The sequence below is a fragment of the Faecalimonas canis genome (assembly GCF_054601575.1).
Window position 1 is genome coordinate 20,025 of record NZ_BAAHSI010000020.1, and the last position, 15,580, is coordinate 35,604.

A 15,580-nucleotide genomic window follows, 5' to 3' on the forward strand; every position below is an offset into this window, starting at 1 on the left:
TATGGAATTAACAACACTTTGTTATATTGAAAAAGATGACAGTTATCTGATGTTACATCGTGTCAGTAAGAAAAATGATGTGAATAAAGATAAATGGATTGGGGTAGGCGGACATTTTGAAGCGGGGGAAAGCCCTGAGGACTGCCTACTTAGAGAAGTGAAAGAAGAAACAGGTTTGACGCTTACATCTTATAGGTTCAGAGGGATTTTAACATTTTTGTTTAATGAAAATGAAGCAGAATATATCTGCCTTTACACAGCAGATGGTTTTGAAGGAGAAATGAAACCCTGTGATGAGGGAACGCTGGAGTGGGTTTCAAAAAACAAAATTCAGGAGTTGAATTTATGGGAAGGAGATAAACTCTTCTTTGAATTACTGGATAAAGATGAGCCATTCTTTTCTATGAAACTAACTTATCAGGGGGATACACTGATTGACTGCGAGGTGAATGGCAGACCGATAGTGACGCAAAAGGAATAAATTGTGAAAAAACTGTGAAAGGGGACGTAGTATTTTTAAGTTTTACTACGTCCCCTTTCACAGTTAAAATATCTTCGTTGTCCATTTTGTGCAGTCCCAGACTTCGTTTACCACATCGCAATAAAATTCAGGTTCGTGGCAAATAAGCAGGACGCTTCCGCGATATTCCTGAAGTGCGCGTTTTAATTCATCTTTTGCATCTACATCTAAATGGTTTGTAGGCTCGTCTAAAAGTAATATATTTGTTTCCTGATTGATTAGTTTGCAAAGTCGTACTTTCGCCTGTTCACCACCACTTAAGACACGCACCTGACTTTCGATATGTTTTGTTGTCAGACCACATTTTGCAAGGGCGGAGCGTACTTCGTATTGTGTGAAAGAAGGAAATTCCTTCCAAATTTCTTCGATACAAGTTGTTGTATTATTTTGTGAAGTTTCCTGTTCAAAGTATCCGATTTGCAGGTTTTCTCCCAATTCAACAGAGCCGCTTAGTGAAGGGATAAGTCCAAGAATACTTTTTAAAAGTGTTGTCTTTCCGATACCGTTTGCGCCGACAAGAGCGATTTTGTGTCCACGTTCCATAGCCAGTGTGAGTGGTTTGGAGAGTGGCTCGTCATAACCGATAACAAGGTCTTTTGTTTCAAAAATATATTTTCCGGGTGTACGTCCTGTTTTGAAATGAAATTCTGGTTTTGGGCGTTCAGCGGCGAGTTCGATAATATCCATTTTGTCCAGTTTTTTCTGACGGGACATTGCCATATTTCTTGTGGAAACACGAGCTTTGTTTCGTGCAACAAAATCTTTCAATTCGCTGATTTCCTGCTGCTGACGTTTGTATGCTGCTTCTAACTGTGCCTTTTTGACTTCATAAACTTCTTGGAAATGTTCATAATCTCCAACATATCTGTTTAATTCCTGATTTTCCATATGATAAACAATGTTGATAACATCATTTAAAAATGGTATGTCGTGGGAAATGAGAATAAATGCGTTTTCATAATCTATAAGATAACGTTTCAGCCATACAATATGTTCTTCGTCTAAATAGTTTGTAGGTTCGTCCAATAAAAGAATATCCGGTTTCTCCAATAAAAGTTTGGCGAGAAGGACTTTCGTTCGTTGTCCGCCGCTTAAATCTGTTACATCTCTTTCCAATCCTATATCCAATATGCCAAGCGCTCGTGCAACTTCTTCGATTTTGGCGTCAATGACGTAAAAGTCATGCAAAGTCAGAGTATCCTGAATACTGCCGAGTTCATCCATCAATGTCATCATTTCTTCTTCGTCAGCGTTGCCTAGAGAGTCGCAGATGTCATTCATTTTCTTCTCTAATTCAAAAAGATATGCAAAAGCAGATTTTAATACATCGCGGATGGTCATGCCCTTTTCCAAAACAGTATGTTGGTCCAAATAACCTACACGGACATTTTTTGCCCACTCGATTTTTGCTTCATCCGGTTGTAATTTGCCTGTTACAATATTTAAAAAAGTGGATTTTCCTTCGCCGTTTGCACCGACAAGACCGATATGCTCGCCTTTTAATAAACGGAAAGAAACATCCTCAAAAATAGCACGGTCGCCGAAACCGTGTGATAAATGTTCAACGTTTAATATGCTCATAGATAACTCCTTAATGTACATTCGTTTTTTATCCTATTTTACATGATAAATGTCTTTTTGTCATTAAGAATTATGTAAATGAGGACACCGGAAGGTGTCCTCTGATATTATTTCATTGTTCCTTGTGTCAAAACGGATTTGACGTGCTGTTTTTCCTCTGCAGTTGCCTTTGCAGCAGGCACATAATAACTTTTTTCGCGGGCAATGTGATAAAGTTTTTCCTGTGACATTTCACATTCATTACGCAGTTGCTTTAAACATTGTTTTAATTCTTTGTTTTCTGTCTGCGGAATCATTTCTCCAAACATCTTTAATTCACCGTTTACGCCTACAAGGGCGTCGGATACCATTGTTTTCTCGTCCATAATTGTCCTCCTATAAGAATTTTAGCAATTCCTGTTTGTTTTTCATTGCACTGTCAGCACTGTCCTGAAAAAGTTTTTTGATTTCAGGGTCTTGTGCAAAAGATGCATAGTCAGTCATTTTACAGTGTGTCGTGGAATATCCGCCGATAAGATGGCGAAGGTTTTGTAAATCCAAAATTGAGATGTCTTCCATTATATTTTCCTCCTTAAAATATAGTCATCATCCGACAAAGGTAGTATGCATCGTTTTGGGAAAACTATTCACACATTAGACGGGAAGTGTGAATAAAGGCGGAAAACAATTTACGCATGGCGGGCGTAGAGCGATACATTGCTTCAGGATGCCATTGGACACCGACTGCGAAAGAATAATCCGCAAGTTCTATTCCTTCAACAATTCCGTCAGAAGTGTGAGCGGAAGCAAGAAGACCTTTTCCTAACTGCTCAATAGCCTGATGATGAAAACTGTTCGTATAGATGATTTTTCCGATGAGTCTATGCAGTATAGTGCCGGACTTTATAATAACTTTGTGGCTGATGTCTTTTCGGGAGGAGTGTTGCATATGATTGATAAAATCTTTTTGCTTTAAGGATATGTCTTGACAGATAGTTCCGTTGCAGGCGACATTTAGTAATTGCATTCCTCTACAAATAGCAAGAATAGGTTTTCCACTTAAAAGTATGTGTCGCATAAAGCGGAGTTGAAAAATATCGAGGGTGATGTCTGTTTCTCCCAGTTTGTCCAACGGCTCCTGACCGAAAAGAAGAGGTGTAATATCTCCGCCTCCACAGAATAAAAAACCGTCACAGAGATAAATGTATTCTTGAATTGCAGTATTTGATTTCACAAGCGGGACGATAAGGGGAAGTCCGCCGGAATAACGGACAGCCTGAATATAGGCATTTGTTACAAATTGTCTGTTTTCTGAAAAACCGCAGACAATAATGGCAATTTTAGGTTTCATATTGTTTCTTTTTCCTTTTTTGTATAGTATATACCATAAGTTAAAAAACATACCGGAGGAAAGAATAATGGAAAAATTAGTTGATTTACACTGCGATACGATTTGGAAGTTGATGGATGCAGGGGAAGAAATGACATTGGGAAAAAATTCTTTTTGTGTAAATATAGATGAAATGAAGCAAGCGGATACAATGGCCCAGTTTTTTGCCTGTTTTGTAGATGTGGGGAGTTTTCCTGAAAAGGAAAGATATGAGAATGGGTATGCGTACGTTAAGAAGATGATGGAACGTATGCGAAAAGAAGTGGAAAATTTTTCGCAGGAGATTGTATTTGCAAGAAATGGAGAAGAAATAGAAAAGAACAGAAAAGCGGGAAAGATTTCTGCTCTTCTTACCGTGGAAGAAGGCGGTGTATTAAACGGAAAAATAGAACGGGTAGAGGAACTTTGGAGTATGGGGATACGCCTGATAACAATTTTGTGGAACTATGAAAATTGCATAGGGTATCCGAACAGCGAAAGGTCCGAAATTATGAGAAAAGGATTAAAGCAGTTTGGTTTTGAAGTTGTAGAGAAGATGAATGAGAGAAAAATGCTTGTTGATGTATCGCATTTGTCGGACGGTGGTTTTTGGGATGTGGTAAAGACGAGTAAATGTCCGGTTGTGGCATCGCACTCAAATGCAAGGGAAATCTGTCCGCATCCGAGAAATCTGACAGATGAGATGATAAGGGCTTTGGCGGAGAAAGGCGGTGTTATTGGAATAAATTTTTATCCAAGATTTATTAGGAAAAATAAAAAAGCGAATGTGGAAGACATTGTGACACACATTCGTCATATAGTAAATATCGGTGGAATAGAGAGCGTGTGCATTGGAACGGATTTTGACGGATTTTCGGGGGAAAGTATTGAAATAGAAAGAGCCGGGCAGATGTATCTGCTTTATAATACGCTGAAAAGCGCAGGATTTACGGAGAAACAGATAGAAAAGATTTGGTGGAAAAATGCAATGCGTGTTATACATGAAGTGATATAATTGTAATATAAATGTAATAAAAAGTGTGTTGACAGTGCGACACACTTTTATTAAAATGTAAGTGTACTAACAGTGATAGTACACGCTAAACGGTAGAAAGGAGAAAATATGATTGCAATCGATTATCAGAATAGGAAGCCGATTTATGAACAGATAGTGGAGAAATTTCAAATGTTGATACTCAAAGAAATTTTGCCTTCGGGAAGTCAGATGCCGTCTGTGCGTTCTTTGGCAGTAGAACTTTCTATCAATCCCAATACAATTCAAAAGGCATATACAACTCTGGAACAACAGGGATACATATATTCTATCAAAGGGCGAGGTAACTTTGTCGCGGAAAGTACCGAATTGAAAGAACAGAAAAAAGCCTCTTTTTTGGACAAGATAAGAGAACTTGTCATAGAAGGGATAGAGTTGGGGATTTCAAAGCAGGAATGTATGAATATGTTTGAGAACTGTTGGAAGGAGGAGAGTAGTTCATGATTGAAGTGCGAAATGTCTGCAAAACATTTGATGAAATTAAAGCGATTGACCGTGCGACAACGAAGATTATGGAAGGACAGATTTTTGGGCTGGTAGGAAGTAATGGAGCGGGAAAGAGTACTTTTCTTAGAATGTTGAGTGGAGTATTAAAGGCAGATGAAGGGGAGATACTGATTGACGGGAAAGATGTGTATGAAAATATAGAAGTGAAAGCAAATATTTGTTTTTTATCTGATGTGGCATATTTTCCGGCAAATGCAACAGGGAAGATTATGAGAGATTACTATGCTATGTTTTATAAGAACTTTGATTCTTCTCAATTCGATAACCTGGCGGAAAAGTTTCAGTTGGATATACACCGTAAGATCAGTACATTTTCAAAAGGAATGCAGAAACAGTTGTCTATGATATTGGGAGTGTGTACGAATACAAAATATTTGTTTTGTGATGAAACGTTTGACGGACTTGATCCGGTTATGCGACAGGCAGTAAAAAGTCTTTTTGCTTCAGAAGTGATAAACAGAGGATTTACGCCTATTATTGCTTCGCATAATCTAAGAGAATTGGAAGATATTTGTGACTGCATAGGACTTTTACATAAAGGTGGAATTTTATTTACAAAGGATTTGGAAAATATGAAATTTCATATTCATAAAGTGCAGTGTGTAATTGCAAATCCGGTACAGGAGGAAAGACTGCTTGCGGAGTTGGATGTGCTTTATCACGAAAAGCAAGGGTCGATTTTAAGTTTTATTTCAAGAGGAACAAGAGAAGAAATTATGGAAAGAGTGGAAAAAAAAGAACCGATATTTATGGAAACAGTGCCACTTTCTCTTGAAGAGATATTTATCAGTGAAATGGAGGTAGAAGGATATGACGTCAAAAATTTCCTACTCTAAATTGATAAAAGAAGATATAAAGAAAAGGGCATGGCTATTGCTTGTGTCGATTACCATTTTTGTTATAATCATTCCGATATTAAGTGCTATTAAGATAGAGGGGGCATTGCCGGGAGGAGTGAACAGCACTTATGCGAATTGGAAAGAGGTCAAAAACTGGTTTGTAACGGAAATAGGATTTTCCAATAAATATATGTGGTTTGCTATTAGTGCAGGGGGCATATTGAGTGGGATAACTTCTTTTTCTTACCTACACTCAAAGAAACAGATTGATTTTTATCACAGCCTTCCGGTGAAGAGGGAAACATGGTATTTCGTAAATTGTTTAAGCGGAATTATTCAGATAGTTGTGCCGTACATTATCGGTTACATTTTTATGGTGATTATCGGTGTGATGAAAGGTGTCGCAAGCCCAAAACTTCTTCATCAGAGCGGTGTCGTTATGGGGATGACGATACTTGTGTTTTTACTGATATATGGAACAACATCTCTCGCAATGATACTTACGGGAAAATTGCTTGTAGGGGTACTTGGAACGGCAATATTTTTAACATGGGGTTCTGTTATTGTAGCATTGAAAAATTATGTGATGCTGCAAATATTTGATAATTACATGACGGAAGAAACGGTAACAGGTTTCATTGAAAATATGATAGGCAGTGGAGCATGGTATTCTCCTGTATTAATTTCTGAAAGAATAAAGAATTATAGTAATTTGGGAAAACCGGTGTTTCCTATTGTTATGGCAATGATTTTGGCAATATTATTTATTTTTGGGGTAGGACTTCTGGCTTTTAAAGAGCGAAAAATGGAAAATGTAGGGAAAGCTATCGTTTTTTCCAAGGTGGAGTCTATCGTACAGATTATTATTACAGTGACGGCGGGAATGTTTTTTGCTGTTATTGTAAGCAGTCAAAATCAGGTAAAAGGAATGAAAATCAGTTGGATGTATGGGATAGCGGTGATTTCTATAGTGATTATTTATGCTGTGATTTCTTTTGTTTATCATGGAGATATCAGACTGTTGTTTCAAAAGAAAATACCTCTCTGTATTTGTATGGTGGTAACGCTTATTGCTTTGACGGCAGTTCGATTTGATGTTTTGGGATATGATGAATATATGCCGGAACAGGAAAAACTAAAGGCGATGGCGGTGGATTCTTATGATGTGGATTATTTGATGAATTACAGAGAGCAGTGGGGAGAAGAAGGATATAAGGAGAATTTGGCAAAGTTAAAAACAACACAGTTTAATGATGTATATTCTTTGATAGAGGAAACGATTAAAGAAAATGACGGAGATAATACAGGAAAATCTATTGTTAATGTAGGATATTATTTGAAAACTGGAAGAGTAATTTACAGAAGTTACCATATTGACAGGGATAAACTGCTTCGCTGTATAGATAAACTGATGTTAGATGAACAGTATAAAGGTGAAATATTAAAAGGGGGAGAGTTAGATGCTTCCAAAGTAAAAGTTTTTAATTTTGAAAATGTAAAATCAGAATATGTTCCGATAAAACTTAATAAAGAGGAAAGAGAAAATTTATTTAAAATATACTATAAAGATATGGAAACATATCCGTTGTCTGAAGTTTTGGATGGAGAAGTTCTTGGAAGGTTATACTGTTCAGGATACGGAGAAGAAAGGATTTTGTATGTTTTTAAAGAGTATAAAGGGTTTATTAATGCTTTGAAAAAATATTGTGAGGTTCCGGATAAGATTGAGCAGTCGGATGTAGTTTCTATAACAGTGGAAGATTACAGAGAACGGAATAATATGAAAGACATAACTATTCAGGCGGAAGATAAGGAGAAAATTAAAAGCATATTGGAAAGTTTGAGTTATACGGAAATGGGAGCGCTAAATGATAAAATCGAACCAAATATAAGTGTTACGGTTACAACGGAAAACTGTACAACAGGTGCATTTATGGAAAAAGATAAAATACCGAAATTTTTAGATGAATAGGAAAAGGGGAATACAAATGAAAAATACAAGGGGAAGAAAACGTAGAAATAGAAGACGGATAATATTTATTTGTAAAATAGCGGTTTGTTTTGCAATCTGTGTGGGAGTAATATTTGGATTAAAGGCGGCGGCAGAGATGGTTTTACAGGGAGAAAGTAAAATTATTTTGAAACCGGTTGGAATGGAAATTCGGGAAGGGGAGAAAATTCCCGAAATAAAAGCCAACATTATGGTAGAAGGGGAGCAAGATATTATACTGGATAAAAAATCGGATAAAACTATAAAAGATTTAGTGACTGAATTAAAAAAGGGAGAAAATTATACGGTCATTTGTCAGACGGATGGTAAAACAGAGGGAAGTTTTCCGGTAAAAATTGTTTTGAAAAAAGAGCTAGAAAAGAAATTAAAGAATGAATGGAAAGGGATAGTGTCTATTAAAACAGAAACAGCAACGCTTCATGTGAAAAATGCTGTAGGTGACTGGGAAGGAAAGAAATTTAAGAAGGCGAACGGACAATATGCTGTGAATGAATTTGTACAACTAAAAGACGGAAGATATTATTTTGATGAAAATGGGGAGAAAGTGACAGGTCAAAAAAAGATAGGCGTTAAGCAGTGCGTATTTTCGGAGGACGGAAAATTGCAGTCGGAAAAATTTATCGGAATAGATCCGACAAAACCAATGATAGCAATTACGTTTGATGACGGACCGGGAGCGGAAGCAGGAAGAATTCTAGATGTACTGGAAAAATACAATGCGAGGGCAACATTTTTTATGGTAGGACCGAGGGTAAATACATATCCTGAAACGGTAAAAAGAATTGCGGCGTTAAACTGTGAATTGGGAAACCATTCCACAAATCATCCGAAATTGACGAAATTGGATGTGGCAGGTATTCAAAGGGAAATACAGACAACAACAGATGCTATCTCGAAGGCGACGGGAGGAAGAAAACCTACAGTTATGCGTCCGCCGTTTGGAGCCGTGAATGAAACGGTGAAACAGACCGTGGGACTTCCCATTATTATGTGGTCAGTGGATACGCTGGATTGGAAAACGAGAAGTACACAGGCGACTATTGACAGCGTATTAAATAATGCAAAAGACGGAAGTATTGTTTTAATGCATGATATTCATAAGCCGTCAGTGGATGCTGCTGTTCAACTAATTCCGAAATTAATTGAGAGAGGTTACCAGTTAGTGACAGTAAGCGAATTAGCACAGGCGAGAGGGATTCATTTAGAAAATGGAGTGAAATATTCACAGTTTTACCGATAGTAAAAAAGATTGTGCAGTTGCGCAATCTTTTTTGATGCTTCCGAATAGAAAGACGATGCAAGGACATAATATGTTAAAAAGAGATGTTATGGGAGGCATATGATTTATGGTTGGATTTCTTATCGCTTTACTGTCGGGAGCGTTGATGAGCGTACAGGGAGTATTTAATACGCAGGTGACAAAGACAACGGGAATGTGGGTGTCTAATGCGTGGGTGCAGTTGACGGCATTTTTACTATGTATAGTAGCATGGTTTTTTGCAGGGCGGGACAGTGTGATGACTATCGCAAAAGTTGAGCCTAAATATGTTCTTCTCGGAGGGGTTATCGGAGCGGGAATTACATGGACTGTTATCAAAAGTATGGAGCAGTTAGGACCGGCAAAAGCAGCACTGCTTATTGTTATTTCCCAGTTGATTATTGCCTATGTTATTGAGGTTTTGGGGTTGTTTGGAGTGGAAAAACAACCACTTGAGTGGAGGCGTGTAATAGGCATGATAATTGCACTTATCGGAGTGGGAATTTTCCAGTGGAAGTAGTTGCATTTAAAATAGAAATTCGTTACAATATGAATGTCTAAGCATAGAGGGGTATTGTAATTTAGGAGAATTACAAGGAGGATTTATGCGTAGAAAGATATATTATTGTTTGGGAATTTGTATAATGATTTGTATACTGGCCGGCTGTCAGAGGAAAGAAACAGTTCAACTTGAAGAGGTGACGAGTAAGGAAGACACAAAAGAGAAGGAAATTGTTTCAGAGAAAATACAAGTTGTTTATGTGTGCGGTGCAGTGAAAAAACCGGGAGTTTACAGACTGCCTGCCGGAAGTCGTATATATGAAGCTATTGAAATGGCAGGAGGCATGACGGAACAGGCAGACGAAACGGCTCTGAATCAGGCAGAGAAAGTAAAGGACGAAGAGCAGATTTTCGTTCCGGAAAAAGTGATTGATGCAAAAGAGGGAGAAGATTCACAGGAAAGCACAGAGAAAGATGACGGCAAAGTTAATCTGAATACGGCAACGGAGGAAGAACTGATGACTTTAGCGGGAATCGGACAGTCTAAGGCGAAGAGTATTATACAGTATAGAGAGAAAAAAGGGAGATTCAAATCAATAGAAGAAATAATGAAAATTGAAGGAATCAAAAGCGGAGTGTTTAATAAAATAAAAGAACAGATTGTAGTGAGATAAGGGAGAATGTTATGGGAAAAAAGGTTTTGGTTGTAGATGACGAAAAACTCATTGTAAAAGGAATCCGCTTTAGTCTGGAACAGGACGGCATGGAAGTGGATTGCGCATATGACGGAGAAGAGGCACTGGAGAAAGCAAAGGCAGAAGAGTATGACTTAATTTTATTGGATGTTATGCTTCCGAAATATACAGGGTTTGAAGTTTGTCAGATGATAAGAGAATTTTCAGATGTTCCTGTCGTTATGCTGACGGCAAAGGGTGATGATATGGATAAGATTTTAGGGCTGGAATACGGTGCTGATGATTACATAACAAAACCGTTTAATATATTGGAAGTCAAGGCACGTATTAAGGCGATTATGCGCCGTACGGGTAAAAACGTAAAAGAAAAAGAAGATAAAAATGTTATTCTGAAAAATGATATGAAGATTGACCGTCAAAGCAGAAGAGTTCATGTGGGCGGAAAAGAGATTAATTTGACAGCGAAAGAATTTGATTTACTTGAACTGTTGGCAACAAATCCGGATAAAGTGTATAGCAGGGAAGAACTGCTTAATATTGTTTGGGGATATGAATATCCGGGTGATGCGAGAACGGTTGACGTTCATGTCAGACGACTTCGGGAGAAAGTAGAGCCAAATCCGAGTGAGCCGAAGTATGTATATACAAAGTGGGGAGTTGGTTACTATTTTAGGGGTTAAGGAGAAAATGAAAAACAAGTTCTTCAAAAGTCTGCGTTTTCGCATTCTTTTGTTGCTTGTTGTTTTCGGGATTATTCCATGTATGATTTTAAAATCAGCAATTTTGGATAATTATATTGAAAGAACCGTATCTGCAAGAACGGCGGAGATTCAAAATCAATGCACAATTCTATCGAATCAGTTAAAAAGTTACAATTATTTGATTGATGCCAAATCTGAAGTAATCAACGCAGAACTGACACAACTTTCCAACATTTATAACGGACGTATTTTAGTAATCAATGATGAATTTCGGATTGTAAAGGACACATATGAACTGGAAGAAGGAAAGACGGTTGTTTCGGAAGATGTTTTGAAATGTTATCGGGGAAAAGGAACAATTTATCACGATAGGAAAAACCATTATGCTGAAGTAACTATACCGGTTAAAGATGGAAAAAAAGTTGTTGGAGTTATTCTAATGAGTTTTTCAACGGACGCCATTTTAAATAATCAGATAGAGTTGGAAACGAAAGCAACAATTATTGTCATTACAATGGCGTTGATTATTTTACTTTTGGCATTTGTGTTATCTGCACTTATGGTAAAACCTTTTGCAAGAATTACAAAGTCGATTGAAGATGTAAATGAAGGTTATGATTCGGACAATCTTCATGAGAATGCTTATACGGAAACAACATTGATTTCAGAAGCGTTTAATAAGATGCTCGGTCGATTAAAGGTAGTTGACGATTCAAGACAGGAGTTTGTATCTAACGTTTCACATGAGTTGAAGACTCCGCTTACATCTATGAAAGTGCTTGCAGACTCTTTGCTGGCACAGGAAAATGTTCCGGTGGAACTGTATCAGGAATTTATGGGAGATATTGCGGAAGAAATCGAGAGGGAAAATAAAATTATTAATGATTTACTTTCTCTTGTTAAAATGGATAAAACGACAATGAATCTTACCGTACAGCAGGAGAATATAAATGAACTTGTGGAGCGTATTTTAAAACGTCTTCGTCCGATAGCGGCACAGCGAAATATTGAACTTGTGTTTGAATCTTTTCGTCCGGTGACGGCGGAAGTGGATGAGGTGAAATTGACGCTGGCATTATCAAATCTTGTGGAGAACGCAATTAAGTACAATAAAGATGATGGATGGGTGCACGTTTCTCTAAATGCAGACCATAAATATTTCTATGTAAAAGTAGCGGATTCGGGAATAGGAATTCCGAAAGCGGATACAGAACATATTTTTGAAAGATTTTATCGGGTTGATAAATCGCATTCAAGGGAAATCGGTGGTACGGGACTTGGACTTGCCATAGCCCGAAACGCTATAGTTATGCATAGAGGTGCAGTAAAAGTGTATAGTGAAGAGGGCGAGGGAACGACATTTACTGTTCGTGTTCCATTGACTTACATTGTCTAAAAGAGGGAAAGTATATGAAGAGGCAGAAAATAATAGTAATAATAGGTTTATTAATGCTTGTGCTTTTGTCGGGCTGCCAATCGAAAGAGGAAAAAGAAGGGAAAGGTCCTTTTCTATATTATGTGAATATGGAGGGGACGGCACTGGAAAAGGAATCTTATGAGATAAAAGAAAAGACACCTAAAAAAGCGGTGGATAAAATGCTTGAAAAATTGGCAGAAACACCGGAGGATATTGAAGTGAAGGCTTCTATTCCATCTAAAGTAAAGATAAAAAAAGCAGAAGTAAAAGCAAATGAAGTTCATATTTATATGAATGAAAAATATGCAGAGTTAGAAGAGGTGCCGGAAATTCTTTGCCGTGCATCCATTGTACAATCTTTGACGCAGATTGAGGGAATTGAAAAAGTAGCATTTTATATCGGCAAAGAACCACTCAAAACAAAAAGTGGTGATATTGTAGGATTTATGAAAGCGGACTCTTTCGTGCGAGATACAAAAAACGCATTGAAATCAAGTCAGCAGACGACTTTAACGCTATTTTTTCCAAATGAAAAAGGGGACAGGCTTGTTTCTGAAAAAGTGAATGTAAGATATTCAGGGGATACATCTATAGAGAAATTGGTTATTGAGCAGTTAATGGAAGGACCTGAGATGAGCGGGGCAAAACAACTTTTATCTCCACAGGTAAAGGTATTGAATGTATCGATAAAAGACGGAATATGTTATGTGAACTTTGACAAGCAGTTTTTAGAGCAGAAGTATGACGTTGAGCCAAGGGTAACTATTTACGGTATTGTTAATTCGTTAATCAGTAACGGGAAAGCGAGCCGTGTACAGATTGCGGTGGAAGGGAAAACATCGGTAAAATTTCAAGAGATTGTTTATTTAAATGAGCCTCTTGACAGGAATGTGGAATTAGTAGAGCAAAAGTAATGAGAAAAAGACCACTTTGTATGGTTTGTACTGTTCTTATCACTACTCAGATTTTTTTACTCGTGGCGGGAATAAGGAAAATGGTTCCCGTCACAGAGTTATTTAAGGCTTTTGAGGGAAAGCAGGTTAATGTATCGGGACAGATTTATCGAAAAGAAAAAAGTTCTAACGGGCAAATCTTATATCTGAAAGATGCGTATATTCAGTATCGAAATCACAAATTAGAAAAGATAAAAATAACAGTTTATGACAAAGAGAAGAAGAATCTCGCACTCGGTAATCAAGTTTTTGTAGGGGGAACGCTTCGTTTTTTTGACGTACCTAGAAATTTCGGGAATTTTAATCAGAAATTTTATTATGAAAAGCAGGAAATTTCTATGTCCGTTTTTTCTGCAAAATTAAGAGTATTATCGGGGAAAGTTTGGAAGATAAGAAATCAGTTGTCAATTTTTCGTGAGAAATGTTATCAAATTGTACACAACGCACTGGGAGAAGAAAAGGGAGGTATGATAAGCGCTATATTGCTGGGTGAAAAAAGTGAGGTGAATCCGAAGTGGAAAGAGTTATATCAGGTAAATGGTATTGGGCATATTTTGGCAATATCCGGTCTTCATCTGTCTTTTATCGGAACTTTATTTTATAGCGGTTTACGGAAAATAGGAATATCCTGCAAAGTAGCAGGGGGATTGGTTGGTATTTTTCTTGCATTGTATACGATAATGACGGGAGCGGGGGTATCTACGCTTAGAGCATTCTTAATGTTTGTTGTAAAAATTGGAGCAGATATAACGGGGAGAGTATATGACTTGTCGACAAGTCTTAGCGTGACGGCCGCTATAATTATCAGTTGGCGTCCGCAGTATTTTTTCGATGCGGGATTTCTACTCTCTTTCGGTGCGGTTTTTGGTATTATTTTGCTGAAACCGATTTTAGAAATGTTATTTTCCTGTGGGAAGAAATGGATGGAACCGATTTATTTCAGTTTGGCAATTCAATTGTTTTTGCTTCCGATTACACTTTACTTCTTTTTTGAAGTGCCGACTTATGCCCTTTTTTTAAATATGATTGTTATCCCGCTTATGCCGTTTTTACTTGGATTGGCGTTTTTTGGGGTGGCTATCAGTTTCTTTTGGCAATCTTTTGGTATGTGGATGTTGAAGGGGAGCAGTTTTTTTCTGATGATATATAATCATTTGTGCGAAAGGATAATTGAACTTCCAAACCCAAGAATTGTTTTAGGAAGACCAGAGGGGTGGCAAGTGGTATGCTGCTATTTGCTTTTATTTCTTTTTGTACTACATATGAAAAGGAAAGAAAAAGTGGAGAAACGATACAGAAAAATACTGTTTTTCTTCAGTATTTTTCTAGTTGTTATTCCGCAGCATTTTTCTAAAGGACAGTTGGAAATAACGATGCTAGATGTGGGGCAGGGAGATGGTATTTTCCTGCGTGGACCTTTGGGAACGACTTATTTGATTGACGGGGGTAGCAGTGATGTGAAAAATGTTGGTAAATATCGGATAGAACCTTTTCTGAAGGCGAAAGGGGTGGAAAAATTAGATTATATTTTTATTTCCCACGGAGATTTGGACCATTTAAGTGGAATCGATGAAATGCTAGAAAGACAGAAGAGAGGAGTTATTATTGAAAATCTTGTTCTTCCGACAAAAGTGGTATGGGATAAAACATTGACAAAACTGGCAAATAAGGCGTTACATTATGGAACAAGAGTGTTTATTTTGGAGCAAGGAGAAAAAATGACAGAGGGAGAAATGAAGTTAGAGTGTGTTTTTCCAGGGAATAATTACGAGGGAAAAGTGGGGAATGCAAGTTCCATGGTACTATCCTTACAGTATAGAGAATTTGATATATTATTTACAGGAGATGTGGAGGGGGAAGGCGAGGATAAGTTGCAGGATGCGATAAGAACAACGTATGATGTACTGAAGGTTGCACATCATGGTTCAAAATATTCTACGAAGGAAGAATTTTTGAATAAAGTTTGGGTAAAAATCGGACTTATTTCCAGTGGAAGAAAAAATTCCTACGGCCACCCTCATAAAGAATTATTACAAAGGCTCGAAAAAGACAATATAAAAGTATACGGTACAAAAGAAAATGGGAGTGTGACGATAAAGACAGATGGAAAGGAAATGGAGTTGGAGTGTTATTTATTTTCCTTGCAGAAAAAATAAGATTTGATTATACTGAAAAGAGAATATATGCGAGGTAAG

At 37.4% G+C, this 15,580-nt stretch carries 16 protein-coding genes; 12 read left to right on the forward strand and 4 right to left on the reverse strand.

Annotated elements, in window-relative coordinates; genetic code table 11:
* The first annotated feature begins 1 nt into the window (after position 1).
* On the forward strand, positions 2-481 hold the full coding sequence (locus ACYPXO_RS06090) for an NUDIX hydrolase (protein WP_459639729.1): 480 nt from the start codon (positions 2-4) through the stop codon (positions 479-481).
* Positions 482-544: 63 nt separating this feature from the next.
* On the opposite strand, the gene ACYPXO_RS06095 is transcribed toward ACYPXO_RS06090, so the two are convergent.
* From ACYPXO_RS06095 to ACYPXO_RS06110, 4 genes are all read right to left on the reverse strand, one after another.
* The gene (locus ACYPXO_RS06095; RefSeq protein ID WP_459639730.1) at positions 545-2,101 is read right to left on the reverse strand and encodes an ABC-F family ATP-binding cassette domain-containing protein; all 1,557 of its coding nucleotides are present in this window, start codon (positions 2,099-2,101) and stop codon (positions 545-547) included.
* A 107-nt stretch (positions 2,102-2,208) separates the two neighbouring features.
* Positions 2,209-2,466, reverse strand: coding sequence for a spore coat protein (locus ACYPXO_RS06100; protein WP_459639731.1), 258 nt, complete (start codon positions 2,464-2,466; stop codon positions 2,209-2,211).
* Positions 2,467-2,476: 10 nt separating this feature from the next.
* Positions 2,477-2,659, reverse strand: coding sequence for a hypothetical protein (locus ACYPXO_RS06105; protein ID WP_009460704.1), 183 nt, complete (start codon positions 2,657-2,659; stop codon positions 2,477-2,479).
* A gap of 64 nt (positions 2,660-2,723) precedes the next feature.
* Positions 2,724-3,431, reverse strand: a complete 708-nt coding sequence (locus ACYPXO_RS06110) for a gamma-glutamyl-gamma-aminobutyrate hydrolase family protein (protein ID WP_459639732.1) — start codon at positions 3,429-3,431, stop codon at positions 2,724-2,726.
* A gap of 67 nt (positions 3,432-3,498) precedes the next feature.
* Here ACYPXO_RS06110 and ACYPXO_RS06115 point away from each other — a divergent pair, with 67 nt between their 5' ends.
* From ACYPXO_RS06115 to ACYPXO_RS06165, 11 genes are all read left to right on the forward strand, one after another.
* Positions 3,499-4,464, forward strand: a complete 966-nt coding sequence (locus tag ACYPXO_RS06115; RefSeq protein WP_459639733.1) for a dipeptidase — start codon at positions 3,499-3,501, stop codon at positions 4,462-4,464.
* 108 nt (positions 4,465-4,572) lie between these two features.
* Positions 4,573-4,947, forward strand: a complete 375-nt coding sequence (locus ACYPXO_RS06120; protein ID WP_459639734.1) for a GntR family transcriptional regulator — start codon at positions 4,573-4,575, stop codon at positions 4,945-4,947.
* On the forward strand, positions 4,944-5,846 hold the full coding sequence (locus ACYPXO_RS06125) for an ABC transporter ATP-binding protein (protein WP_459639735.1): 903 nt from the start codon (positions 4,944-4,946) through the stop codon (positions 5,844-5,846). The genes ACYPXO_RS06120 and ACYPXO_RS06125 overlap by 4 nt, the downstream gene beginning before the upstream one ends.
* Positions 5,821-7,821 (forward strand): DUF6449 domain-containing protein, encoded by a 2,001-nt coding sequence (locus ACYPXO_RS06130; protein WP_459639736.1) that lies wholly within the window; start codon positions 5,821-5,823, stop codon positions 7,819-7,821. The genes ACYPXO_RS06125 and ACYPXO_RS06130 overlap by 26 nt, the downstream gene beginning before the upstream one ends.
* Positions 7,822-7,837: 16 nt before the next feature.
* On the forward strand, positions 7,838-9,100 hold the full coding sequence (locus tag ACYPXO_RS06135) for a polysaccharide deacetylase family protein (RefSeq protein ID WP_459639737.1): 1,263 nt from the start codon (positions 7,838-7,840) through the stop codon (positions 9,098-9,100).
* 106 nt (positions 9,101-9,206) lie between these two features.
* On the forward strand, positions 9,207-9,638 hold the full coding sequence (locus tag ACYPXO_RS06140) for a DMT family transporter (protein ID WP_459639738.1): 432 nt from the start codon (positions 9,207-9,209) through the stop codon (positions 9,636-9,638).
* Positions 9,639-9,723: 85 nt separating this feature from the next.
* Positions 9,724-10,293 carry a helix-hairpin-helix domain-containing protein gene (locus ACYPXO_RS06145; RefSeq protein ID WP_459639739.1) on the forward strand — a complete coding sequence of 190 codons (570 nt, stop codon included), beginning with the start codon at positions 9,724-9,726 and terminating at the stop codon, positions 10,291-10,293.
* Positions 10,294-10,304: 11 nt separating this feature from the next.
* Positions 10,305-10,994, forward strand: a complete 690-nt coding sequence (locus ACYPXO_RS06150) for a response regulator transcription factor (protein WP_459639740.1) — start codon at positions 10,305-10,307, stop codon at positions 10,992-10,994.
* On the forward strand, positions 10,951-12,411 hold the full coding sequence (locus tag ACYPXO_RS06155) for a sensor histidine kinase (RefSeq protein ID WP_459639741.1): 1,461 nt from the start codon (positions 10,951-10,953) through the stop codon (positions 12,409-12,411). The genes ACYPXO_RS06150 and ACYPXO_RS06155 overlap by 44 nt, the downstream gene beginning before the upstream one ends.
* Before the next feature lie 14 nt (positions 12,412-12,425).
* Positions 12,426-13,346: a GerMN domain-containing protein gene (locus ACYPXO_RS06160; RefSeq protein ID WP_459639742.1), complete on the forward strand. Its 921-nt coding sequence runs from the start codon at positions 12,426-12,428 to the stop codon at positions 13,344-13,346.
* The gene (locus tag ACYPXO_RS06165) at positions 13,346-15,541 is read left to right on the forward strand and encodes a DNA internalization-related competence protein ComEC/Rec2 (RefSeq protein WP_459639743.1); all 2,196 of its coding nucleotides are present in this window, start codon (positions 13,346-13,348) and stop codon (positions 15,539-15,541) included. The genes ACYPXO_RS06160 and ACYPXO_RS06165 overlap by 1 nt, the downstream gene beginning before the upstream one ends.
* The last annotated feature ends 39 nt before the right edge of the window (positions 15,542-15,580 follow it).

Bases quoted from the DNA above. Each gene is read 5' to 3' on its own strand.
- ACYPXO_RS06090 (WP_459639729.1), top strand. From the start codon at position 2: ATGGAATTAACAACACTTTGTTATATTGAAAAAGATGACAGTTATCTG.
- ACYPXO_RS06095 (WP_459639730.1), bottom strand. From the start codon at position 2,101: ATGAGCATATTAAACGTTGAACATTTATCACACGGTTTCGGCGACCGT.
- ACYPXO_RS06100 (WP_459639731.1), bottom strand. From the start codon at position 2,466: ATGGACGAGAAAACAATGGTATCCGACGCCCTTGTAGGCGTAAACGGT.
- ACYPXO_RS06105 (WP_009460704.1), bottom strand. From the start codon at position 2,659: ATGGAAGACATCTCAATTTTGGATTTACAAAACCTTCGCCATCTTATC.
- ACYPXO_RS06110 (WP_459639732.1), bottom strand. From the start codon at position 3,431: ATGAAACCTAAAATTGCCATTATTGTCTGCGGTTTTTCAGAAAACAGA.
- ACYPXO_RS06115 (WP_459639733.1), top strand. From the start codon at position 3,499: ATGGAAAAATTAGTTGATTTACACTGCGATACGATTTGGAAGTTGATG.
- ACYPXO_RS06120 (WP_459639734.1), top strand. From the start codon at position 4,573: ATGATTGCAATCGATTATCAGAATAGGAAGCCGATTTATGAACAGATA.
- ACYPXO_RS06125 (WP_459639735.1), top strand. From the start codon at position 4,944: ATGATTGAAGTGCGAAATGTCTGCAAAACATTTGATGAAATTAAAGCG.
- ACYPXO_RS06130 (WP_459639736.1), top strand. From the start codon at position 5,821: ATGACGTCAAAAATTTCCTACTCTAAATTGATAAAAGAAGATATAAAG.
- ACYPXO_RS06135 (WP_459639737.1), top strand. From the start codon at position 7,838: ATGAAAAATACAAGGGGAAGAAAACGTAGAAATAGAAGACGGATAATA.
- ACYPXO_RS06140 (WP_459639738.1), top strand. From the start codon at position 9,207: ATGGTTGGATTTCTTATCGCTTTACTGTCGGGAGCGTTGATGAGCGTA.
- ACYPXO_RS06145 (WP_459639739.1), top strand. From the start codon at position 9,724: ATGCGTAGAAAGATATATTATTGTTTGGGAATTTGTATAATGATTTGT.
- ACYPXO_RS06150 (WP_459639740.1), top strand. From the start codon at position 10,305: ATGGGAAAAAAGGTTTTGGTTGTAGATGACGAAAAACTCATTGTAAAA.
- ACYPXO_RS06155 (WP_459639741.1), top strand. From the start codon at position 10,951: ATGTATATACAAAGTGGGGAGTTGGTTACTATTTTAGGGGTTAAGGAG.
- ACYPXO_RS06160 (WP_459639742.1), top strand. From the start codon at position 12,426: ATGAAGAGGCAGAAAATAATAGTAATAATAGGTTTATTAATGCTTGTG.
- ACYPXO_RS06165 (WP_459639743.1), top strand. From the start codon at position 13,346: ATGAGAAAAAGACCACTTTGTATGGTTTGTACTGTTCTTATCACTACT.